Raw genomic sequence first — 22,925 nt, 5'->3', positions numbered from 1 at the left:
ATGAAACTGACTCTTATTTTTGGCAGTCAAAGCGCACACTCACAAAGTTTGAATGTAGCGAACTACTTAAAAGGCCTTGCAGAACCACATTTTAATCAGATCGAAATACTGGATTTACCGTTTTAGAATGAAAGTGTCTGGCAGAATAGTGATTACTAAGTGCCTACGAGACAGCGCTTTCGTCTGTGCACCGTGACATGGTCAATTTGGGCAAAACGTTTCTATTGCGAAATATTGCTGAACTGATACCGTCAGTGCCATTCGATACATGATAGTTCAAGGCAACGAAATGGAATATTTAGACGTGAGTGTGTGGATGGCCATAATGTTGGTTTTCATAGGCTCCTTTGTACAGACCGCGATCGGCTTTGGGCTAGCTGTGGTTGCATCGCCGTTGTTGTTCCTGATTTCTCCAGATTATGTGCCAGCGCCGATCTGTTTGGTCGCGCTATTTATTTCGGTGCTTAATGCGATGAAATATCGCGAGAGCATTTCGATTGGTGGGTTAAAAATGGCCTTAATTTGGCGTATACCGGGTTCGATTGTCGGTGGTTTACTGTTGATGTGGATTTCTACTCAGGCCTTGGCTCTGTGGCTGGGTTTGCTAGTGCTGTTTGCGGTAGCAGTGAGTTTGCTGCCGCTGCGTATTGAACCAAATCCAACTCGGATGGGCATCGCGGGATTTTTCTCTGGCGTATTTGGAACCAGTAGTGGCATCGGTGGCCCTCCGATGGCGCTGTTGCTTCAGCATCAAGAAGCTAATCAACTGCGCGGTAATTTATCGGCTTTCTTTGTATTTAGTTCGATCATCTCGTTAATGGTGCAGTGGCCGACGGGTTTTTTAACGTGGCACCATGTACTGCTGACTTTACCGTTGATCCCCGCTGCTTGGTTAGGCTATGTGTTAGCCCGTAAAACCACGTATTCATTGCCGAAAGAAAAAATCCGCGTTGCAGCGCTGGTACTTTGTTTAGTCAGCGGCGCAACCGCAGTATGGCATGGATTATTCTAATTACTTATCTGCTCTTCTGATCGCCGATTTCACTATCAGCGTGACGAAATGGCGACAATCTGTGCGACGTTCTTACGTTCACATCAATGACAAAATCAGGAGGAGTAACTCTGATTTTCTCCTCTTGACTTCTCTAGCTGAAATCCCCTAATCCGATTGCCTCATTTCTTTAGGAGAGTACGCCCACATGAATAACTGAGCCTGTTATCCATTTTTTCATTTACTTTTGGATCGACAGGGTTAGTCGGCGTAGCCACAGTTGGATGTTGGATGCGATCCTTATCGGCGACGATTTTACAGCAACTGCTGCGTCAAAATATGGGCTTTGAAGGCGTTATTATTTCAGACAGCACGAACATGGGGGAATACATACTGAATGTGGTCTAGCATGGTGAGTAACGGACATTTTCCAATCATCCCTTTACCAAGTCACGAATAAACAAAAGCCCGATGTTGAACATCGGGCTTTGTCGTTTTCGGAATCGACTGTCATCGGAAGGAGTTACCTCGGTTTAATCTCCGAGAGGCTGCCTTTCTAAACCGCCACGATAAGAGTCGAGAGCAACCTTGAGTCGGCGCAGTTTATCGCGAGAGCGTCGCTTATGATTAACGGCTAATGACATTGAAAGCACATCAACCAAAGCCAACATCGCGTAACGACAAGCGGATGGCTTGTAGATGAAATCTGTCTCTTGGTGCTCGATAGGCAGAACCAAATCGGCTTGCTCGGTCAAAGGCGTGTTTTTCGGAGTAATCACAATGACTTTTACGCCGTACTGCTTTGCTAATTGCGCGGTTTCAATGATCGCAGGGGTATAGCCTGTGGCTGAGATCATCACTAACACATCGTTTGTGTCTGCAGTCGCCGCAATCATGCGCGATAACAAACCATCATTATAGGCCACAACAGGATAGCCCAGACGGAACAAACGATGCTGCATCTCCTGTGCTGCAATGGTTGAACCGCCACCCATACCAATACAAATCACTTGTCTTGCGTTGTGTAGCCAGTTCACGGCAGTGTCGATATCTTCTTCAACAATCAAACGGTGGTTTACGTCAAGGGATTGCTTGATCGACTCATAAATACCTTGGTAGCCACTTTGATCGGGAGGCTCAAGGATGAATCGTTGTCCAACCGTTAAAGTTTGTGCCAATTTGATCTTCATATCTCGCACGTTTTTACAGCCAACAGCTTTGGCAAAACGGGTGATGGTGGCTTCACTCACTTCTGCGCTTTCTGCCAGTTCAGTAATGCTGGCATTGGCGGCAGTTTGAATGTCGTCTAGGATCAACTTAGCGACCTTCTTTTCGGCATCGCGCAGCGCACTGAAACGCTCAGTGATTTGCGAAATAATATCGATTTCTAAACTCAAGCTGTGTTCCTATCTTTTACATGGAGGCGATTGTTCCGCCTCTACAGGTTTGGCATGAAGTATAGCGAAAAGCTTCACTAAGCTCATCATCAGAAACATGTTTTCACCCAATGAGTGACTTGATACTCATCATCACAAACTGCCACGGCACGCCACTTATCAAATGTTAAACATGGATGAGAGGTTGAGAAGGCAATTATATCACCCACTTGAAGGTCGCTATTTGCGTCTACTTCGATGAAGGCGTGCTGATCCATCACTGCGGTAGTTAGCGCACTTTCAATCGAGATTGGCTCACCATCGCGGTATGCGCGTTCAGGGGTTGGTAATCCGGCATCAAATGCAACATCACGTTTACCGAAGCCAGCAACTAGCTTAGTTGGCTCAGGGCGAGAAATGACATAAGCCCAAAGCTCTAGAGCCGATTCCAAATCACCGCCTAAATCACACGCAGCCCCTTGGTTGTTTTCAGCTCGCTGCATGACTTTATTTTGTGCGTCTAGGTAAATGCCTGTGTCATGAATTGCGTAGCAACCTGGGCGAATGATGGCGTCAAAATCTTCTAGGTTGGCGAAGCATTCGGAAACCACGTCATACCAAGCGGAGCCTGCACCAGTAACCAGAGGTTTGGACTCAATCAACTTTTTGCTTTGTAGCTGAGCTGCGATTTCTAATGTGGTGTTGAGGAAGTCACGAATGTCCTGTTCAGCATTGTCACCATGAATGACGCCTTCGTAGACCTCGATACCTTTAAGCGTAAGGTGAGGTTGCTGGTGGATGAGAGTAGCGAGCTCAACCACATCTTGCTGGTGTCGGCATCCACAGCGACCGCCTTCGATACCAAACTCAATCAGTACATTAAGCGGCAATTGATGTTCAGAGAACGCACGTTCTAGCGCTTTGATGTTTCGGCTTGAATCCACACAGCAATAGAAGTTGATCCCATGGGATTTAATCAAGTTGGCGATGATGGTCATATTCGCGCGCCCCACTAGTTGGTTCGCCATGATGATATTTTTCGCTCCGCCGAGAGCCGCAATCTCTGCCTGAGCCGGCGTTGCTACGGTAATGCCCCAAGCGCCATTTTCTAATTGCTGCTGAAAGAAAGCAGGCGTCATGGTGGTCTTACCGTGCGGTGACAGCTTCACTTTGTGTTGATTGGCGAAACGCTGCATCCAATCGAGGTTGTTCTTTAATGAAGAAGATTTGATCACCGCAGCGGGCAGAGTGATCTCTTCATGGATCAAACTGTGTAATCCTGCCGAATTGCCCGCAACAGGTTGAGCCTTTTCTCCGTAACCTGGCGTGGTAACAAACTCATTATGATAGTTTTTATCACACTTTTGGCGATTGTCTTTCATAGCGCACCTACTTCTAACATGGTTTAACTGATTGATATTAAGTGTTTGTTGCTAACCACCATAAACAATATGTTAAAAAGTATCAAACAAATCTGAGTTTTGTGTGTGTTTCTTCACTGTTTAAATTTCAAGAATTATTAAGATGGAATCATGTTAACTACGGACGAAGAGAGTGAAGTATGCTGTTCGACACCATTATCAAAAGCGTAGAGGTATTTGACGGTACAGGTGCAGCACCATTCATTGCTGATGTTGCAATTCGTCAAGATCGTATTGAGCAAGTAGGTCAGCTAGACGAGCTTTCTGCAAAGAAGGTGATCAACGGTCAAGGTCTTGCGTTGGCTCCGGGATTTATTGATGTGCACACGCACGATGACATCAATGTGATTCGTTCCCCTGATTGCTTAGCAAAGATTAGCCAAGGCGTGACGACGGTAATCGTAGGCAATTGCGGAATTAGCGCAAGCCCTGCGGTACTCAGTGGTACTCCGCCAGACCCAATGAATCTATTGGGCAAACAGGAAGATTTCAAATACCCAACTTTTGCGGAGTATGCGAAGGCGGTACAAGCGGCTAGCCCTGCGGTTAACGTCGCGGCGTTAGTCGGTCACACGACATTACGTAACAATGTGATGGACGATTTACTGCGCACGGCAACCGATGAAGAAATCGACCAAATGCGCCAAACATTGACGCAAGCGATGGAAGAAGGGGCATTGGGTTTAAGCTCGGGTCTTGCTTATGCGAGTGCCAAGCAAGCGAACGCGGACGAAGTCATGCGCCTAGCGGAAATTCTCGGTCATCACGGTGGTATCTACACCACACACATGCGCACCGAGTTTGAAGAAATCATCAGCGCAATGGAAGAAGCCTTTGAAACTGGGCAGTACGCCAAAGTGCCAGTGGTGATTTCTCATCTTAAATGTGCAGGTGCAGGCAACTGGGGACGCACGGTAGAAGTGCTGGATTTGATGGACAAGGTTTCTGAGCATCAAGACGTGTCTTGCGATTGCTACCCATATTCCGCTAGCTCTTCGACACTGGATTTAAAACAGGTTACGGATGAAATTGATATCTTCATTACCTGGTCTGAAAGCAAACCAGAGCACGCTGGCAAGATGCTGAAAGACATTGCTGACGAGATGCGCCTGCCTCTTATGGAAGCGGCAAAAGCGTTGCAACCTGCGGGCGCGGTTTATCACTGCATGGTTGAAAGCGACGTTAAACGTGTACTTAAGTATAAGTTGACCATGGTGGGCTCAGATGGATTACCAAACGACCCGCATCCACATCCACGTTTGTGGGGCACATTCCCGAAAGTCTTGGGGCATTACTGTCGTGAAGAGCAGCTTTTCCCATTGGCAGAAGCTATTCACAAGATGACGGGTATGTCTGCCACGCGTTACCAATTAAAAGATCGTGGAGAAATAAGAGCAGGCGCTTACGCAGATTTGGTTTTATTTAACCCAAATACAATTAAAGATACTGCAACGTACGAAAATCCAATTTCTGTCGCGCAAGGTATTGAATCTGTATTTGTAAATGGTGAGCTATCTTATTTAAAAGATAAAGTCACCGACAATAGAAATGGTGTATTTATTTATAGAAATAACACCCATCAATAATCTATAAAACTAATTAATTTTATAGATTAAGTATTATCACTGGAGAATATTATGTCAATTAAACGTTATGGTGTAGAAGGTGGCATAGGTACTGGCGGTCAACATTTACCATTTGCACGTGCAACAGAAGCGGGTGGCTTCTTATATGTATCAGGTCAAACACCAATGACTAACGGCGAAGTGGTAGAAGGCGGTATCGTTGACCAGTCTCGCTTAGCGATTCAAAACTGTGTCGATATTATGGAAGAAGCAGGCTACAAGCTAGCTGACGTAGTACACGTAAAAGTGGTACTAACAGATTCTCGTTACTTCCAATCGTTTAACAAAGTATTCAGAGAGTTCTTCGGTGATCACCCACCTGCACGTATTTGCATGGTGTGTGATCTCGTGGTGGACGTGAAAGTCGAGGTCGATGTGACTTGCTATCGCGAAGATCGCCGATAGAAATCACACTTTACCTAATTAAATTAAATAGAGTGCCGGAAATAATTACTTTCTTGTTATTACCCTTTCGGCACTCTCACTCCCTACATAAATATAATTTCATAAAGCAGTAGTGCGTAATATATTTAGCGAAAGCTATAAAAATAAAATTAGATAATATATGGAATAAAATCTAATACTTGCTGCTGGAATTATATCAATCTGAAAGATGGATTTTATATAAGAGGTGTTCAATGAACAGTACACTATTTCTTACCGGCTTCGGTGCGTATGTCTTATTTTTAATTTGGTTGGGGTGGTTTGTTTCTCGTAACCAAAAATCAGGTGAAGACTTTCTACTCGGTGGTCGAAGCTTACCTCTGTTTCTCGTATTAGGTACCACGATAGCAACCATGGTTGGCACGGGCTCAAGTATGGGCGCGGTCGGCTTTGGTTACTCAAATGGTTGGGCTGGTGCGCTTTACGGCATTGGCGGCGCAATTGGTATTTTACTATTGGCGCTGTGGTTTGCACCAGTTCGTAAACTTAACTTCATGACGATGAGTGAAGAACTTGCCTACTACGTGGGTGCAAACCGCATCGTGAAGAACGTGGTTGGTCTGCTTATCTTTATCGCTTGTATTGGCTGGCTGGGCGCACACATCCTTGGAGGTGGTATGTACTTAGCGTGGATTGCCGATATTGAGCTCAGCACTGCGAAGATGATTATCGCAGCAGCGTTTACCATTTATGTTGTAATTGGCGGTTACACTGCCGTAGTTTGGACGGATACCATTCAAGCCATCATCTTGTTTGTCGGCTTCATTCTAATGGCGGTACTGTCTGTGCAGCACATAGGTGGTTTAGACAACCTTTATTCTGCTATGGATCCAGAAGCAGTTAGCTTCCTTGCTATTGATAAGCTTGGTTTAATTCCTGCGGTTTCTCTTGCTGTCGTGATTGGTGTGGGTGTACTTGCAACGCCTTCATTCCGCCAACGTATTTACTCAGGTAAAAATGTATCAACCATCCGTCGTTCATTCGTGGCGTCTGGTGTGCTGTACTTGTTCTTCTCAATCATCCCAGCAGTTATTGGTATGGCGGCGCATGCGATGAACCCTGAACTGAACAACGCTAACTTTGCTTTTCCGTATATCGCAGCAACGATATTGCCAGCAGGCGTCGGTCTTATTGTTCTGATTGCGGGCTTATCGGCAACCATGTCGAGTGCAAGTTCAGATGCGATTGCGGGCGTGTCTATCTTACTGCGTGATGTTTACGTCATGTTCACAGGTCGCGTGCCAAACAAAGAATCCATGTTGAATTACTCTCGCTTGGCTTTGATTGTAGTGATCGGTTGTGCATTGCTGTTCGCACTAACCTCGAACGACATCATCAGCTACATCACTAAGATGATCTCGACAGTCATGTCTGGTATGTTTGTCTGCGGTATGTTGGGTCGCTTCTGGAAGCGTTACAACTGGCAAGGTGCATTGGCAACATTGGCAGGCGCATCGATCGCTTCATTTGCAGTAATGATGAGCCCAGACCTGACCACTTTTTGGGGCAACCCAGTGATTCCATCTTGCTTATTTGCCCTAACCGCAGGTGTGGTAGTAAGCCTAGTGACTCCAGCTAACCAAGTTTCACCAGAAATAGCGAAAGCAATCCTTGATGATGAGCGTGCTCTGATGGAAATGGAATTGTCTGATAAAGGTCTTCTGGAACAAGATGCTTCTCTACAAAACCGCACAACTGCGGCAAATCAAAATGCTTAACAGAAGAGAGTTTCCGGCTCGATCGGAAACTCGTTCATAAGCGCCTAACAAACGGGTGGCTCCCCTCGAGCCACCATTCTAAATCTATCCAAATTAGGTGAACGATGACGGATTCATCCCATATTAAAATTGCTTTCTTTGGCGAATGCATGATTGAACTGAGTGGCGACCCAATTCGCAAAGGCTTTGGGGGCGACACGCTCAATACTGCGCTTTACCTCTCTCGCCTGACTAGTCAGCAACCAGTCCGAGTGTCTTACGCGACCGGTCTTGGGGAAGACGTACTTTCTCAAGAACTTCTGGAAAACTGGCAACAAGAAGGCATTGCAACTGATCTTGTCGAGATCTTCCCAGCTCAATTGCCGGGATTGTATATGGTGCAGACAGATCAAGAAGGCGAGCGCAGCTTTCTTTATTGGCGTGACAGCGCAGCTGTTAAAAGCTACTTCTCTACCTCCTTGCTCAATAAATTAGAGTCTGCGATTACGAACCAAGAACTGGATTACCTCTACCTAAGTGGCATCAGCATTGCGATTTTAAATGACGATAGCAAGGTAAGACTTAAAAAGGCGTTAAGTCTGTTCTCACAAGGTGGAGGCAAAATTATCTTTGATAATAACTTCCGTCCTCAACTTTGGTCTGCAGAAGAGGCGAAACATTGGTACAGCCAAATTCTGCCTTTAGTCGACATTGCACTTATCACAGAAGACGATGATGTCTTAGTGTGGGGGGAAGAAGAAAGTGCCGAGCAGCGCTGCCTTCGCTTTGGCTGCCCAGAAATCGTGATCAAACGTGGTTGCGAACCATGCAAACTGGTTTGGCCGCAAGGTGATGACAAACAAAACCTCAGGCATCAAAACGTAGAAAAGCAAAGCGCTTACGTAGCTGCCGAGAAGGTTGAGAAAGTGATCGACACCTGTGCTGCTGGCGATTCCTTTGCCGCTGGTTATCTGGCTGGGCGATTAACCGGACAAAGCTGTGAGCAGTCTGCTCAACTCGGTCACGCACTAGCCGCAACCGTTATTCAATATCCTGGCGCGATCATTCCAAACGACGCCATGACTCATCTCATTCGATAACTTCCGAGAACGTATTATGTCCCAAGCAATGATTAAACGACTTCAGCAATTCAAAGTTATTCCAGTTATTCAAATCAACAAGGTTGAGCACGCGATCCCATTGGCGAAAGTACTAGTAGAAAACGGTCTGCCAGTCGCAGAAGTGACGTTTCGAACAGAAGCGGCAGCCGATGCGATTAAAGCCATGCGTGACGCTTATCCGCAAATGTGCATCGGTGCTGGTACGGTACTGACGCCAGAGCAAATTACCCAAGCGAAAGACGCGGGTGCAGAGTTTATTGTCGCGCCGGGGTTGAATCCAAATACGGTACGTCGCTGCCAAGAAATCAACATGCCAATCATACCGGGCGTGAACAGTCCAAGTCAGGTTGAACAAGCACTTGAGCTGGGTTTGACCTTCCTCAAATTCTTTCCTGCGGAAGCGAGCGGCGGTATTGCGATGGTGAAATCGCTACTGGCACCTTATGTCGATGTGAGTTTGATGCCGACGGGCGGTATTGGCAAAAATAATGTCAATGATTACTTAGCCATCGACCGTGTGGTTTGTTGTGGTGGTACTTGGATGGTGGCAGCGAGCTTAATTGAAAACGAACAGTGGGACGAGGTTGGCAAGCTGGTTCGTGAAGTGGTGGAGTTGGTCGCATAACTCAAACAAAGTGTTTTGGCCGAGTCACACGCTTCTTTGAAACAGAGTGACTCGGGTTGAATAACAACGATAGGATGGCGCGGATGAACAAAGGAACATTAGTACTACTCATTTCAGGCTTAATCACAATTCCAACGGCAGCGATGGCGATGACTCCCAACACCGATCTTAACCTAATGCCTTACCCACAAAATGTAGAGCTGGGGCAGGGGAAAATCTCACTGGATAAATCCTTCAGCATTTACATCAAAGGCTACGATTCACCGCGGGTGCAGTTCAACATAAAGCGCACTATGGAGCGTTTATATCGCCAAACTGGCTTACCAATGTTGAACTGGTATGCCGAGTCGGAAAAAGACGCGACCTTGGTGATTGATATTCGCAATGCGCCGAAGTCAGAGGTGCAAGACATTAATAGTGATGAGTCTTATCAACTGGAATCGCGCAATGGTCAGATCATCATTCGCTCCGAACGCCCTTACGGTGCTTTCCATGGTTTAGAAACCTTTTTGCAGTTAGTGACTACGGATGCGACAGGGTACTTTGTTCCTGCAGTGTCGATTCAAGATGAGCCGCGTTTTCCTTGGCGTGGTGTTTCTTACGACACTTCCCGTCACTTTATTGAACTCGATGTGATCCTTCGCCAACTCGATGCGATGGCATCAGCAAAAATGAATGTCTTCCATTGGCATATGTGGGATGACCAAGCGATCCGTATCCAACTCGATAATTACCAAAAACTGTGGCAAGACACCGCAGATGGTGATTACTACACCAAAGATGAAATCCGCTATGTGGTGAATTATGCGCGTAACCTTGGTATTCGAGTTATCCCTGAAATCTCTTTGCCGGGACATGCTTCGGCAGTAGCGCACGCATACCCTGAACTGATGTCTGGTATGGGCGAGCAATCTTATCCGCACCAACGTGGCTGGGGTGTGTTTGAACCGTTAATGGACCCTACCAATCCCGAACTTTACAAGATGCTGGCGAGCGTGTTTGACGAAGTGGTCGAGCTTTTTCCAGATGAGTATTTCCATATCGGTGGTGATGAGCCTAATTACCAACAGTGGAAAGACAACCCTAAGATTCAGCAATTTATCAAAGACAATAACTTAGATGGTGAGCGTGGTCTGCAATCGTATTTGAACACTAAGGTTGAACAAATGCTGGAAGCACGTGGCAAGAAGATGACAGGTTGGGATGAAATCTGGCACAAAGATCTTCCCACTTCGATTGTGATTCAAAGCTGGCAAGGGCACGACAGTATTGGTCGAGCAGCAAAAGAGGGCTACCAAGGTATTCTCTCAACCGGTTATTACCTAGACCAGCCGCAACCAACCAGCTATCACTACCGCAATGACCCAATACCGAAAGGAATTACGGTAGATGACCAACTATATCAAGATGAGAAATTCGCGACTTATAATTGGGTGAAACCGCGCAACAAAGGTGGTCCGCGTACAGGTAATCTAACCATTATTAAAGCGACAGACGGCAGCTACCGTGCGTTTACCGATTACAACGGTAAGTCTCGCGAAGAGGTGTTCATCATTGAGTACGTACCGGGTGTGAAATTTAGAGGCCACTTCGATAACTTTATGTCTTATACCGAGTTCAATTATGACTTTGCGGATGGCAAGTTGAAAGATAGTAGTTACCAGTTGATTGGCAATGTTCGTTGGCCTACGACTGGAGAATTAGTGGCGAGCAGTGACATGGAAGGTAGTATAATTCCCGAGCCTAATGGCGGTTATCCGGCAGAACTGACCGAGAAAGAACAGCAGCTAATCTTGGGTGGAGAAATCACCATTTGGGGAGAGAACCTCGATTCAATGACCATCGAGCAACGTTTATGGCCGAGAAGCTACGCAATTGCTGAGCGTCTATGGTCGAGTCAAGACCTGACTGATGAACGCAGCATGTACAGGCGCATGAAGGTAATAGATACATGGTCTGAAATTTCGCTTGGCTTGCGTCATCATGCCGATGCCAATATGATGTTGAAACGTCTTGCCAATGGTGCGGACGAAACACCGCTACAAACGTTAGCGAAGTACATTGAGCCTGCTCAATACTACGCTCGTCACTGGGAGAAGTGGATCTCTACACCAAACGAAGGCGATTTATACAACCAGTACGAACGATTAAACCGCTTTGCGGACGCATTACCAGTAGAAAGCCTAGCAGTGTACGAGATGCAAGATTTGGTCGTGGCTTATGCTCAAGGTGATATAACTGCGTTGGATGCGTTAGCGATGCATTATCAAAATATTAAATTAGCGGCGCAGCAAGCCAAACCTATTTTCGCGGCAAATGTGGCGTCGGTAGAAACAGTGCCAGTTGCAGAAGCTGCCATCAAAGTTGCCGATTTAGGTTTAACCTTGATTGAACTTGCTAAGCAGGGCAGTGGTATGGGCCAATCTGATGTTGAAGCGTATCAACGTATCACCAATGAAAATGCGATTATTTTTGATGAAACTATTGTCGCTATTGTCGTACCAACTGAGCAGTTGCTTCACACTTTAACCGATTGATAACTAAAAGAGATTGCCGTCTGGTATCACAGGCGGAATCTTAACGGTTAAGCATTATTATATCTCCGAAAGGTTTTCTCATGACATTAAATGGTCACTTACATTTTTATGTGGGCACCTATACCGATTCACCAAGTCAAAGTCATGGTATCGCGTGTGTCTCTCTCGATTCGACTACTGGTTTACTGACAATCAATCACGACCTCGTGCCAGACGCGATGAGAACGACACGCAATCCGTCTTATCTTACGGTTACCGAACATGGCTTATACACCTTTAATGAAGTAGAACGCTTGGAAGGTGCAGAGCTGATTTTTGCTGAAAATACAGACAGCTATGCATTGCCAATTGAAGGCGACTATCCTTGCTATGTCGACATCAAAGCCCCGCTACTTGCTGTGGCCAACTACGGTTCCGGAAATGTAAGTGTTTATCACATTGATGAGTATGGTAAGCCGTTGAAATCTATTGCAGAATTATATGTGGAAGGCAGTGGTCCCAATATTGCTCGTCAAGCCTCGTCTCATGCGCATCAAGCAAAGTTTCTTAATCACACCAAGCAACTTGCTGTGGTCGATTTAGGCACAGATAGTGTCCATTTTTATGACTTTGAAAATGATGGTGAGGCATGCAACTTTTCACTCACACAAAGCGTCGCTATGCCTGCTGGGTCAGGTCCTCGTCATTTGGTTTTCAACCGTGAAGAGTCTATTGCGTACGTGGTGTGTGAATTGTCCGAAACGCTGGTGGTACTTTGCAAGCACGACGAGCAATGGAATCTGACTCAGCAAGTTAAGCTGCTAGCCGATGAAGAAAACAAAGAAGCGGCGTCTGCGATTCGTCTCTCTGCGGATGAGCGTTTTGTCTATGTCTCATGCCGTGCACAAAACGTGATCAGTACATTTGATGTCACGAGTAATATCCCGGTTCAAATTGCGACGTCCGATTGTGGCGGTAAGTTTCCAAGAGATTTTGTTCTATCCCGTGACGGGCAGTGGATGCTCGTTGCCAATCAACATTCGAATAATGTCGCTAGCTTTCATAGGAATCCGGAAACTGGCGCTATCACTCCAACCGGATACTCGTGTGATGTTGGTGCACCTGTGTGTTTGGTTGAGAAACAATAATTAAGAGAAATAACATGACAATTCATCGTATTAATCCATGCAAACGTTGGTCTGATGTTACGGTATTCAACGGCATTGCCAACTTTGTTGAGGTGGCAGAAGCAGATACCACTGCGGATATGAAAGGGCAAGTACAACAGATTTTCGACCAAACTGAGCAAATGTTAGCCAATGTTGATAGCGATAAGTCACGCATTCTATCTGTGACGATTTACGTGACGGATTTTGCTAACTTTGATGCGCTAAACGAAGTATGGGATACATGGTTCCCTGAAGGGTGCGCACCAAGTCGTGCTTGCGTCAAAGTTGAATTGGCGAATCCTGAACTCTTAGTAGAAATGGCGTTCGTCGCTGCAGCAGGTGAGAAGTACCAATAACCACTCATCGTTAGCTCTTGTCGGGATAATAAAATGCCACTTGTATTGAACAGAGTGGCATTTTTGTTGATGTCTCTTTGGGCTTTTAGCTAGTTAGTGCGATCTAGTCTAATCGAGCGATTTCTTAGAGCACAAAGAGGCGACGACTAAGCTCACCACGGTGAAAACAAGCACAAGATTGATGATAGATTTGCTAAGCTAACCCCTTTTTTATCCTCTTGACTTCTCTAGCTGAAATCTCCTAATCTGGTTGCCTCATTTCTTTAGGAGAGTACGCCCACATGAATAACTGAGCCTGTTATCCATTTTTTTCATTTACTTTTGGATCGACAGGGTTAGTCGGCGTAGCTCACTTTCCGATCATTCTTTGCCTCATTACCCGCATAGCTCTTCAATCAGGGTGTGTGTAGGCTTTGAATCTTATTTTCGTTACAGCTTAGCGGCGGCGATTGTCCCTGACTTACAGGAGGCAAATCATGCCAGTTTTACAGGCTGATAATATCAGCTATCAATTTGCCAATGGCGATAGGTTGTTTGCGTCATTGTCGTTTACCATCAAAAGTCAGCGTATCGGTTTAGTTGGCCGTAATGGGGTAGGCAAATCGATATTAGCGGCGATATTAAGCGGTGATCTACCACCATCGAGTGGTACGATAACTCGAACAAAGTCGATGGCCATTTATCGTCAGCAAGCTTCGCACTTATTAGCTAGCGACCTGTCTATTGCTCAGTTTTTAGGTAAAGCCGATGTACTTGAAGCGCTAAAACACGTTGAGTCCGGTGATTGCTCAGCGCATTGGTTCGATGTGATTGGCGAGCAGTGGGATTTGCCGCAGCAACTGACAAAGCAACTAAACGCCATCGGGTTACCGGCTGATCCTCACTTTGCTTGCGCACAGCTGAGCGGTGGACAGTTGGCGCGATTGCAGCTTTGGCAACTGTTGAGTAGTCCGTTTGAATTATTGATCCTTGATGAGCCTTCTAACCATCTTGATGGGGCGGCCAAGCAGTGGTTGCTTGAGGCGATGCGGGCTTTCAAGGGAGCGATTTTGCTGATTAGCCATGACCGTTTATTCTTGCGAGAGATGGAGGAGATTTGGCAGTTATCTAGCCTTGGTCTGCAAATCTTTGGCGGAAATTATGATGTGTACGCCGAGCAAAAGCGTCACGAGTCGCAGGCGTTAGAGCGCCAGCTTTCCAATCTTGACAAGCAGCAACGGCAATTAATGATACAAGCGCAGCGAAATCGTGAAAAAGCACAGCAAAGAGCAGCGCAAGGGAACAAATTACGTAAATCGGGTAGTCAGGCGACAAGCTTATTGGATTTTCAGCAAGATAGAGCCACCGCGCATAGCGCCAATCGCACTAAAAATCAGCAGCGGCGTCAAGTTCATTTAGAGACTAAACAACAAGCATTAAAGGCGAGGAAAGAGTCGATAAGTCAGCAAAAACTCTATTTGGCGGATACCGTTAATCGACCGCGTCATGCTGTTGCCTTGTTCGATGCAGTATTGGCTTTCGGGCGCAATCAACCCATCAACTGGCAAGTGAAAGCGGATGAAAAAATTCACCTTATTGGCGCTAATGGCAGTGGTAAATCAACCTTGTTGAAAACCTTACTCGGCAAGCTTTCACTTAAGCAAGGCTCGCTGCAACGGAGCGCGCCAATCTATTATCTTGATCAACATTTCGCGGTGATTGTGCCGCAATTGTCAATGCTCGATAACCTGCTAGAGCAATGTGATGGTATGCAAGCGGGAGAAGCTAGAACATTGCTCGCGGGTATTGGCTTTCGTCGTGAGTGTGTCTTTCGTCTTGGCGGGACTTTAAGCGGCGGTGAGAAGATGAAATTAGCCATGTTGATTGCCAGTCATCAACCGCAGCAGCCATTACTGCTACTTGATGAACCGGATAATCATCTTGATTTGGATTCTAAAATCATCCTAGCTCAAGCTTTATATGATTATCGTGGCGGATTTATTCTCGTCAGTCATGATGATGATTTTGCCACAGATTCGGGCGTGAAGAGGCAAATTGAGCTGTGATGAGGGAATGTTGATTTTTATAACAGTGCGTGACTAAGAAAGACAAGGAGTGACTTTAAATCACGCCTTGTCTTTATATAAGGATTTTTTACAAAAATCTTTAGTTTTCCTTAGCGTTCATCAATATTTCATTGCGACCGGTTTTATAATATTTTGGCTATTATCTATTATCTCTAACCAAGCTTACTGTAAATTAAGTGATGTGAGGTATATAACTGTTAGTTTTTTGGTTATATAAAAATAACTTTTATGGCTAATGAGATTAAAATTAATCCTGTTATTTTATCGATAATGGCAGCTTTAGAACGTATTCTTTCTACAACAGAATGACTTGAAAATATAGCCGCAATTATAGTATACCAAAGACCATCGATGATAGCTGGCATGAAAGCTATTATCGTTTTATCGGTACCAGCTTGACCTTCTGTAATAAATTGGCTAAAGAGTGCGATAAAAAATAGCGCAATTTTAGGGCTTAATATAGATATTGCAAAGCCATCTCGCATTGCTTCTATAACGCTACCTGGCTCGCCTGATTGAAGTTTGTCACGAATTCCCCCTTTTGACAGTAAAGAACGAATCCCAAGATAAGCTAAATACGCAGCACCTAGATACGAGATTGTGGTGAATAAAACAGGATAATGCTGAAATACAATGGATAATCCACTGATCGTTAAGAGTGCATAAATAAATATGCCACAGGCATGTGACCAAGCACAGAGCATCCCGTATAAGCGCCCGCCAGCTAGTGAGTGTTTGACTACGATAGCCAGACTAGGTCCAGGGGACATTGCTCCCAATAAACATATGGTTAATAAGGTAACGATAAATGTGAATGTCATGTACTTCTCCTAGGTATCCTGCCTTATTAAAAGCAGTTTCTGAACCATACAAGAAGATTGCCATGATTTGAAATCATGATAAATCATACTAGGGATGATTTGGGGGAATGATGGTGAGTTGTTAATCAACTAATGTGAATAGAATATTCATTCTCTTGCATTATCAACATGATTTGTTCTCTTATCCATTTGTGGCTTGGGGCATTATCAAATTTAGGGTGCCAAATTAACCAATACTTATTAATACCAATGTCAAATGGTAGTTGCTTATAAGTAATGAATGATAGTTTTTCGAGCGTTTTGGCAATATGTAGAGGAATGACCATGAGTGAGTCTGTTTGAGTTAATTGTGTCGTTGCACCTGAAAAAAATGGGACTTTTAGTTTTATATTTCTGGTAAGTTTTAGAGCATCTATGTATTGATCAAATAAATAATCTTTATCTGCTCCTCCAGTTATCTTTATATATGGATAGCTGATTAAATCATTGATGCTGATTTTATTTTCATTCGATAAAGGATGCCCTGCACGCATTGCAAGTACGGAATAATCACTGCCTATGAATTGACTGGAAATACCTTCAGGTTTTTCGCTCTGCATGGTTGAGGCTATATCTATTCCCAATTCATGTAATTTACCTATGTGAATTGGGTTCCATAGCTGATAAGAAATGTCTAACTTTGGAGCGAGTTGTCCAAGTGTAGAGCATATATGAGGTAATATATATTGAGCTACGTAGTCACTGGAAGAAATAACAAATTCACCCTGCCAATTTTTAGGTTCAAATTTAACATCATTTAATAAGTGTTCGAAGTCTGAGAAAAAAAGATCAAGTTTCTTTTTTAGTAGCTCAGCTTTAGGTGTTAGAACATAAAAATTAGAATTACGGACGAGTAGTTCATCTTGGCATATTTCTCGTAGCTGAGCTAATTGTCTACTCATAGCGGATTGTGTAATGTAAAGGCGTTTGGCTGCGTTACTTACATGAGTTTCATGCAAAATAATATGTAATGACTTCAATAAGTTTAAATTGATATTTTGAAACATCGCTTCTGGACTCGTGTTGCTTCAAATGCTGACCCATGCATATGAGCATCATAGCAATAAAAAAGACATATATAAATTTTTTACGCTTTTTTTACGCGAAGCCTTTTTCGGCATCTGATAGAGTGAGCGATATGTTTTGTATCGTATTGCACTTTTTATGGCTATCCGTTGGTTTAACAATCGCTACTTACTCTCTACGTTGGTTTTTTTCAGTGCGCTATTCGTTTCTTTAGTGCTTGATCATTGGTTAGGTTCAACTATCGCAGTATTACTGATATTGCAGTTGTCGATCGTGGTGATTGCCCTGCAATGTCACTCTCAGATAGCCTATGCGGCTGCGATTATCGAGGCATTGAGTTTTAATTTTTTCTTTACCACACCTCGTTATTCGCTACAGATGTTTCATTGGGATGACATCATTAACCTGCTGGTTTTTGTGGTGGTGGCGTTTACAACCAGTCAGCTTGCTGCGCGTTATCGTCGTTCGCAAAGTGCACTCGAACAAGTTCAATTACGTCACCAAATTTTGCTCTCTGTTTCTCATGATCTAAGAACACCATTGGCAGGCGTGATTGGCAATTTGACTACGTTTCAAGAATACCAACAGCAACTTAAAGAAGCGGAAAAGAATGAGCTGTTGGATAGTGCGATAAAAGAAAGCCATCGTTTGCACCAGTATATCGAGAATCTTTTGCAAGCAACGAAGTTGCAACATGGCGTGGTTCGTATCCAGAAACAACCAGAATCGGTTGTGCATATTCTGAAAACGGTGGTTGAGCGTCTATCTTGCTCGGCGGAGCAAGTCGATATTCAGGTCAATGGGGTTATACGGCCTATCTCTGTTAGTCGAACTTTGATTGAACAAGCCTTGTTGAACGTATTGGATAATGCGCTGCGTTATTCACCTCATCATACAGCGGTGATAGTGACTGTGTATCAAGCTAAGCAAAATGTCGTCGTTGACATCTATAACCAAGGTCAAAAACTTACCTCGGATGAGGCGGTAAAGGTATTTGAGCTTTTTTATTCAGGCTCAACCAATAACAACGCTGACTCGGGCTCTGGGCTAGGCTTGAGTGTTGCTAAAGGTCTGATCTGCGCCCACCAGGGGAGTATTGAATCTGTCGATGTTGAGCAGGGATGTTTGATACGTATTTCGCTACCATTTGGCGAGCAAGGAGAGGATCGTGAATTATAAAATACTGGTGGTCGATGACGAGCCGCAAATTCAAACCTTTATGCGTATTTCGTTAGCGGCAGAAGGATTTGATTACATGGGGGCAGACTCTATCGCAATGGCAAGAGAAACCTTTGTTCGTTTTCAGCCTCATGTCGTAGTGCTTGATTTGGGATTGCCTGATGGCGATGGTATTGGCTTTCTGACTCATATTCGTACCATGAGTAAAACACCAGTCCTGATATTAACCGCACGAGATCAAGAAGAAGAGAAAATCCGTTTACTTGAAGCTGGTGCTAATGATTATCTGAGTAAGCCTTTTGGTGTTCGTGAGCTCATTGTCCGAGTTAAGGTGCTGGTAAGAGATTTAGTTTCAAACGACGAATGCCCAAATACCCTTCTTTTTGGAGCGCTGAAATTACAAAAGGACACTCATCAGTGTTGGTTATCAAGCACAGAAATTGAGCTGACTAAAAAGGAATTTGCTTTTATTGAAATGTTGATGAGCACTCCCGGTCAATTGGTGAAACAGACCGATTTACTGCGCGAGATTTGGGGAGTAAGCCATACAGAAGATACGCACTACCTGCGAGTGTTAGTCAGTCAGTTACGTAAAAAATTCAATGATAGTGCCGATGAGCAGCAGGTAATAAAAACAGAGTCTGGAATCGGCTATCGTTTGGTCTGTGCAGAGTGATCTCATCACTAATCTCTTATCCATATTATTAGAGAAAAAGTTAATCAGTAAACCTGATAATTACAGGATTAACCATTAAGTGGTGTTTACGCCACAGCGACGTAATTATCGATATTTCAACACATAATAAAGGAACCATCATGGCTCATTTTACCGTTATTGGACTCGGGCGCTTTGGCATTGCTGCTAGTCTAGAACTCGTTCATCTTGGGCACACTGTCACTGGGATTGATCGCGACCCCAAACTGGTCGAAAAATACGTAGAAGATCTTACTCAAGCGATTATTTGTGATTCCACCGATGAAAATGCGTTACGTGAGTTGGACTTGGGTAATAGTGAAGCGGTCTTAGTGGCGATTGGTGAAGATATGCAGTCGAGCTTACTGTGCACTTTAGCGTTGAAAAATCTGGGGGTGAAAGAGATTTGGGTCAAAGCCAGCACTAAAGCTCATCATACCATTGTCTCTAAACTGGGGGTGCAGCGTATTATCCATCCTGAAGAGGAAATGGGAGTGCGTGTTGCACAGGCTTTGAACTATCCCATGGTGAATGATTACCTTTCATTAGGCCATGGTTTGTACGTCGTGGAAGTGAATATTCGAGCATCATTACATGACTCATCGATTGGTCAAGTACTGGGTGATGCTAAAGGCAGCGTACAAACGGTATTGATTAAACGGGGCCAAGAAATCATCAACTCGCTCGAACACGATTTTGTATTGCAAGAGAAGGACATCATTTTGCTCTGTGGTACCCGTGCTGAGCTAAAATATCTTGCTCCAAGGTTGGTGTGACATGGTTTTATGGCATCCATCCATCACGCCGATTGAGCGTAAACCTAAAGCGGGTAAAAAGTTAGTGGGCGCGCCGCCGCTGATTTTAAGTGGTAGCTTTTTGTTGTTAATTCTCGTCGGGGCGATGTTATTGAAATTGCCAATAGCAACACACGACCCCATCTCTTGGATTGAAAGCTTATTTACCGCCACATCAGCCATCACGGTGACTGGATTAGTGGTGGTAGATACGGGGACTCAGTTCACAAAGTTTGGGCAAGTGGTGATAGCATTATTGATCCAATGTGGCGGATTAGGACTAATGACATTCGCCATTGTTACCTTAATCGCTTTAGGTGGGAAAATCGGCTTTTTAGAGCGTACTGTGGCTCGTGAGGCATTTAATCAAACCGATTCTTCAACCTTGGTTGCAACCGCGAAATCCGTTTTTATGTTTGCACTGGCTGTAGAGTTGGTAGGCATGCTGATCTTAACGTTACGGTGGAGCGGCGAACTGGGATGGCAAACCAGCTTGTTTCATGGTTTCTTTTATACCATTAGTGCCTTTAACAATGCTGGATTTGCGCTTAGTGCTGATAGTTTGATGCCTTATGTTGCCGATCCTATCGTTAACTTCACCATTACGGGTCTTTTTATTGTTGGTGGTTTAGGTTTTTCTGTATGGATGGATTTAAAGCGTCATCGTCGTTGGTCAAAATTAACCGTATATAGCCGGATGATGATCATCGGAACGGTTTTGATTAATGCTGTTGCGGTGATTGCGATTTATTTGATTGAACGCGATAACCCTAATACCTTAGCGCCGCTCGATGAACTAGGAAAATGGTTAGCATCATGGTTCCAAGCGGTCACACCAAGAACGGCGGGCTTTAATACCCTGGCGATTGATCAACTGGAAGATGCCACAACAGCCATTATCTTGATGCTGATGTTTATTGGCGGTGGTTCGTTGAGTACTGCGAGTGGTATTAAGGTCGTGACCTTTATGGTGCTCATTTTATCGACTTATGCTTATTTACGACGCGATGAACAAGTCTCAGTTTTTAATCGTGAAATTGCTAAAGACACCATCAGTAAGGCGCTGGCGTTGACCTTGATTTCAGCCATTATGACTTGGTTAGCGATCTTTGCTTTGCTACTGAGTGAAAATGCTCCGATGCTCGATATTATTTTTGAGGCGGTGTCTGCGTTAGGTACAGTCGGTTTATCTCGTGGGTTAACGGGAGAGCTTTCACTATCGGGGGAAATTATCATTATTTTTATGATGTATATGGGACGACTTGGCCCATTAACATTGGCTTATTTTTTAGCAAGTCCACGCAAAAGAAAGCTCCGTTATGCGCAAACCAAACTAGCCATTGGTTAATAAGATGAATTGAAATAGATAATGGGGAAACACCCTAGACCCTAGAAGAGAGGAGTGATTTCAAATCACTCCTTTTGTATGTAGAGCATGATAATCAGGTAATTACTGCATCCACATCCGAGCGGAACGTGCCGGGATTGATAACATGTGGTAACGGTTATTCACGATAAACTCGTCATCGCTTAAAACGTCTTGATAAGGGCGATACCAATTGAACTCATGCTGATAGGTATCGATAGTGATGGGCTTTGCTTCACCACACTTATTAATGCCGACCACCCCTTGTTTGCCACGCTTGAACACCAGCAAGCATTGGTCGCTATGTATCATGGTCATCGATTGACCTTGCATTGCGTTATGAAAACGTAACATTTGCAGCATAGTCGGTTGATTCCAAACGTTCGCCCAGCGACCATTATCTCTATCTTCGTTCGCCGCGAGGGCATCGCTGTAAATCAGCGGCGTGCCGCCGTCTTTGCCTAGGATATAGGCATAAGCGAGCTGTTCATCTTGCGGATCGAGGATCTGATAACGAAAGCCATCGTTAGTCGGAATGTCATGGGTAATGGTAAAGGTAATCGCCCGTGCATGATCCAATGCTTGTCCATAAGCGTGTGGATCATGCAATAAGGTCATGGAACCCTGATAGGAAAATGCGGCTCGAATGGAGGCAAACAGCGGGAAGTCATAAGCGGCATGATTAGTGTTATTTAAATAAGGGGCTAGAAACGCATCATAAGTCGCATCGCCTAGGCCACCACTGGTGATCACTTCGCCGAAAACATGCATATCGGCAATAATATCAGGGGTAAACACTTGATCGATATGGTATTGACTCATGTGTTTCACAGCATCAATGCGAAATCCGCTGATACCAATTTGCTTTAGTGCGCGTAAGTAGGCTTTTTGCTGTTCAAGCACCCAATGGTTGGCTGCTAAATCAGGTAAGCCGCGATCTCCCGGGCCACCGCATAAACGCCAATATTGCACATGGCCGGGGTTGCTCCAATCGGTAATACAACCTTCTGGATGAAAATCATGGGCTGAGAACAGGTTTTGAGTTAAATCACCAAACAGGGTCTGCTGTTGATAGTAGCTCGCTTGATTCGCGTAGTTGGTTAATATTTCACTGCCGGGATAGTTGAGATCGCTGCGCTTCCAAGTTTCGTTCGCCATATGATTGAGCACTACATCGGCATAAACACCAACACCATAACTGCGTAGGGTATTCACCATGGTTTTGAAATCGGTTTTGTTACCAATCGGCGAGTCAATCACTCGAAGATCTTGAGGTTGATAGCGAGCCCACCATTCGTTGCCACTGGATTTCATCGCTGGTGAAACCAGCACGTTTTTATAACCCGCTGCGGCAATGTGTTCTGCGTTGGCTGTTACATCGCTATATTTCCAGTTAAAAGCATGCAAGATAGCGTCAGCTTGCACGCTGGTAGTAAAACCGGCGCTGATCAGCGCAGCGTAAGCAATAAGGTACGATGGTTTCATTAGATGCTTCTCTTATTGTTATTGAATTGAGTCGCATCATATAAATGATATTGTCATTGTGAATGCTTTGATTGTTAATCATTGATCAAATTCAAACAGTGTAGGGCGGTAAAT

The 22,925-nt window shown here is 44.6% G+C and carries 19 protein-coding genes and 2 pseudogenes; 16 read left to right on the top strand and 5 right to left on the bottom strand.

Features of this window, described 5'->3' with window-relative positions; translation table 11 throughout:
* The 3 genes and pseudogenes from FKQ60_RS17730 to FKQ60_RS02695 form a co-directional block, all read left to right on the top strand.
* Positions 1-123, top strand: a pseudogene (locus FKQ60_RS17730) (NADPH-dependent oxidoreductase); the annotation flags it as partial.
* 166 nt (positions 124-289) lie between these two features.
* Complete coding sequence (locus FKQ60_RS02700; protein ID WP_004395534.1) at positions 290-1,012, top strand: TSUP family transporter; 723 nt, start codon at positions 290-292, stop codon at positions 1,010-1,012.
* A 276-nt stretch (positions 1,013-1,288) separates the two neighbouring features.
* Positions 1,289-1,375, top strand: a pseudogene (locus tag FKQ60_RS02695) (glycoside hydrolase family 3 N-terminal domain-containing protein); the annotation flags it as partial.
* A 149-nt stretch (positions 1,376-1,524) separates the two neighbouring features.
* On the opposite strand, the gene FKQ60_RS02690 reads toward FKQ60_RS02695, so the two are convergent.
* Positions 1,525-2,388, bottom strand: coding sequence for a MurR/RpiR family transcriptional regulator (locus FKQ60_RS02690; protein WP_154168505.1), 864 nt, complete (start codon positions 2,386-2,388; stop codon positions 1,525-1,527).
* Between the two features lie 89 nt (positions 2,389-2,477).
* On the bottom strand, positions 2,478-3,749 hold the full coding sequence (locus tag FKQ60_RS02685; RefSeq protein WP_170905994.1) for an amino acid deaminase: 1,272 nt from the start codon (positions 3,747-3,749) through the stop codon (positions 2,478-2,480).
* A gap of 179 nt (positions 3,750-3,928) precedes the next feature.
* Here FKQ60_RS02685 and FKQ60_RS02680 point away from each other — a divergent pair, with 179 nt between their 5' ends.
* The 9 genes from FKQ60_RS02680 to FKQ60_RS02640 all read left to right on the top strand — a co-directional run bounded on the left by FKQ60_RS02680 (position 3,929) and on the right by FKQ60_RS02640 (position 15,386).
* Positions 3,929-5,374, top strand: a complete 1,446-nt coding sequence (locus FKQ60_RS02680; RefSeq protein ID WP_170905993.1) for a D-aminoacylase — start codon at positions 3,929-3,931, stop codon at positions 5,372-5,374.
* 51 nt (positions 5,375-5,425) lie between these two features.
* On the top strand, positions 5,426-5,818 hold the full coding sequence (locus FKQ60_RS02675; protein ID WP_004395531.1) for a RidA family protein: 393 nt from the start codon (positions 5,426-5,428) through the stop codon (positions 5,816-5,818).
* A 233-nt stretch (positions 5,819-6,051) separates the two neighbouring features.
* Positions 6,052-7,575 carry a sodium:solute symporter family protein gene (locus FKQ60_RS02670; protein ID WP_170905992.1) on the top strand — a complete coding sequence of 508 codons (1,524 nt, stop codon included), beginning with the start codon at positions 6,052-6,054 and terminating at the stop codon, positions 7,573-7,575.
* Positions 7,576-7,679: 104 nt separating this feature from the next.
* A complete protein-coding gene (locus tag FKQ60_RS02665) occupies positions 7,680-8,654 on the top strand; it encodes a sugar kinase (protein WP_170905991.1) in 975 nt (324 codons plus the stop codon).
* A 16-nt stretch (positions 8,655-8,670) separates the two neighbouring features.
* Positions 8,671-9,300: a bifunctional 4-hydroxy-2-oxoglutarate aldolase/2-dehydro-3-deoxy-phosphogluconate aldolase gene (locus FKQ60_RS02660; RefSeq protein WP_170905990.1), complete on the top strand. Its 630-nt coding sequence runs from the start codon at positions 8,671-8,673 to the stop codon at positions 9,298-9,300.
* Between the two features lie 83 nt (positions 9,301-9,383).
* Positions 9,384-11,837, top strand: coding sequence for a beta-N-acetylhexosaminidase (locus tag FKQ60_RS02655; protein ID WP_170905989.1), 2,454 nt, complete (start codon positions 9,384-9,386; stop codon positions 11,835-11,837).
* Positions 11,838-11,917: 80 nt separating this feature from the next.
* Positions 11,918-12,964: a lactonase family protein gene (locus tag FKQ60_RS02650; protein ID WP_170905561.1), complete on the top strand. Its 1,047-nt coding sequence runs from the start codon at positions 11,918-11,920 to the stop codon at positions 12,962-12,964.
* Between the two features lie 14 nt (positions 12,965-12,978).
* Positions 12,979-13,341 (top strand): RidA family protein, encoded by a 363-nt coding sequence (locus tag FKQ60_RS02645; protein ID WP_004395525.1) that lies wholly within the window; start codon positions 12,979-12,981, stop codon positions 13,339-13,341.
* A 476-nt stretch (positions 13,342-13,817) separates the two neighbouring features.
* Entirely contained in the window at positions 13,818-15,386 is a 1,569-nt protein-coding gene (locus FKQ60_RS02640) for an ATP-binding cassette domain-containing protein (RefSeq protein ID WP_004395524.1), read from the top strand.
* A 230-nt stretch (positions 15,387-15,616) separates the two neighbouring features.
* Here FKQ60_RS02640 and FKQ60_RS02635 read toward each other — a convergent pair whose 3' ends face one another.
* Positions 15,617-16,228: a LysE family translocator gene (locus tag FKQ60_RS02635; RefSeq protein WP_040904394.1), complete on the bottom strand. Its 612-nt coding sequence runs from the start codon at positions 16,226-16,228 to the stop codon at positions 15,617-15,619.
* A gap of 125 nt (positions 16,229-16,353) precedes the next feature.
* Positions 16,354-17,274, bottom strand: coding sequence for a LysR family transcriptional regulator (locus tag FKQ60_RS02630; RefSeq protein WP_170905988.1), 921 nt, complete (start codon positions 17,272-17,274; stop codon positions 16,354-16,356).
* A 157-nt stretch (positions 17,275-17,431) separates the two neighbouring features.
* On the opposite strand from FKQ60_RS02630, the gene FKQ60_RS02625 reads away from it, so the two are divergent.
* From FKQ60_RS02625 to FKQ60_RS02610, 4 genes are all read left to right on the top strand, one after another.
* The gene (locus FKQ60_RS02625; RefSeq protein WP_170906067.1) at positions 17,432-18,472 is read left to right on the top strand and encodes a DUF4118 domain-containing protein; all 1,041 of its coding nucleotides are present in this window, start codon (positions 17,432-17,434) and stop codon (positions 18,470-18,472) included.
* Positions 18,462-19,148 (top strand): response regulator transcription factor, encoded by a 687-nt coding sequence (locus FKQ60_RS02620; protein WP_170905987.1) that lies wholly within the window; start codon positions 18,462-18,464, stop codon positions 19,146-19,148. The genes FKQ60_RS02625 and FKQ60_RS02620 overlap by 11 nt, the downstream gene beginning before the upstream one ends.
* Positions 19,149-19,288: 140 nt before the next feature.
* Positions 19,289-19,942, top strand: a complete 654-nt coding sequence (locus FKQ60_RS02615; RefSeq protein WP_170905986.1) for a TrkA family potassium uptake protein — start codon at positions 19,289-19,291, stop codon at positions 19,940-19,942.
* 1 nt (position 19,943) lies between these two features.
* Complete coding sequence (locus FKQ60_RS02610; RefSeq protein ID WP_170905985.1) at positions 19,944-21,308, top strand: TrkH family potassium uptake protein; 1,365 nt, start codon at positions 19,944-19,946, stop codon at positions 21,306-21,308.
* Between the two features lie 102 nt (positions 21,309-21,410).
* Here FKQ60_RS02610 and FKQ60_RS02605 read toward each other — a convergent pair whose 3' ends face one another.
* Positions 21,411-22,811 carry an alpha-amylase family protein gene (locus FKQ60_RS02605; RefSeq protein ID WP_170905984.1) on the bottom strand — a complete coding sequence of 467 codons (1,401 nt, stop codon included), beginning with the start codon at positions 22,809-22,811 and terminating at the stop codon, positions 21,411-21,413.
* Positions 22,812-22,925: the final 114 nt, after the last annotated feature.

This window comes from Vibrio sp. A11, assembly GCF_013048705.1.
In the GTDB taxonomy this organism is placed as follows: domain Bacteria; phylum Pseudomonadota; class Gammaproteobacteria; order Enterobacterales; family Vibrionaceae; genus Vibrio; species Vibrio metschnikovii.
Note: the sequence above shows the minus strand (reverse complement) of the source record. Positions and strands in the feature narration are given on the sequence as shown.

Coding starts and splice junctions, on each gene's coding strand:
- FKQ60_RS02655 (WP_170905989.1), top strand. CDS start 9,384: ATGAACAAAGGAACATTAGTACTACTCATTTCAGGCTTAATCACAATT.
- FKQ60_RS02665 (WP_170905991.1), top strand. CDS start 7,680: ATGACGGATTCATCCCATATTAAAATTGCTTTCTTTGGCGAATGCATG.
- FKQ60_RS02645 (WP_004395525.1), top strand. CDS start 12,979: ATGACAATTCATCGTATTAATCCATGCAAACGTTGGTCTGATGTTACG.
- FKQ60_RS02615 (WP_170905986.1), top strand. CDS start 19,289: ATGGCTCATTTTACCGTTATTGGACTCGGGCGCTTTGGCATTGCTGCT.
- FKQ60_RS02630 (WP_170905988.1), bottom strand. CDS start 17,274: ATGTTTCAAAATATCAATTTAAACTTATTGAAGTCATTACATATTATT.
- FKQ60_RS02670 (WP_170905992.1), top strand. CDS start 6,052: ATGAACAGTACACTATTTCTTACCGGCTTCGGTGCGTATGTCTTATTT.
- FKQ60_RS02625 (WP_170906067.1), top strand. CDS start 17,432: ATGGCTATCCGTTGGTTTAACAATCGCTACTTACTCTCTACGTTGGTT.
- FKQ60_RS02685 (WP_170905994.1), bottom strand. CDS start 3,749: ATGAAAGACAATCGCCAAAAGTGTGATAAAAACTATCATAATGAGTTT.
- FKQ60_RS02650 (WP_170905561.1), top strand. CDS start 11,918: ATGACATTAAATGGTCACTTACATTTTTATGTGGGCACCTATACCGAT.
- FKQ60_RS02675 (WP_004395531.1), top strand. CDS start 5,426: ATGTCAATTAAACGTTATGGTGTAGAAGGTGGCATAGGTACTGGCGGT.
- FKQ60_RS02605 (WP_170905984.1), bottom strand. CDS start 22,811: ATGAAACCATCGTACCTTATTGCTTACGCTGCGCTGATCAGCGCCGGT.
- FKQ60_RS02680 (WP_170905993.1), top strand. CDS start 3,929: ATGCTGTTCGACACCATTATCAAAAGCGTAGAGGTATTTGACGGTACA.
- FKQ60_RS02660 (WP_170905990.1), top strand. CDS start 8,671: ATGTCCCAAGCAATGATTAAACGACTTCAGCAATTCAAAGTTATTCCA.
- FKQ60_RS02610 (WP_170905985.1), top strand. CDS start 19,944: ATGGTTTTATGGCATCCATCCATCACGCCGATTGAGCGTAAACCTAAA.
- FKQ60_RS02640 (WP_004395524.1), top strand. CDS start 13,818: ATGCCAGTTTTACAGGCTGATAATATCAGCTATCAATTTGCCAATGGC.
- FKQ60_RS02700 (WP_004395534.1), top strand. CDS start 290: ATGGAATATTTAGACGTGAGTGTGTGGATGGCCATAATGTTGGTTTTC.
- FKQ60_RS02635 (WP_040904394.1), bottom strand. CDS start 16,228: ATGACATTCACATTTATCGTTACCTTATTAACCATATGTTTATTGGGA.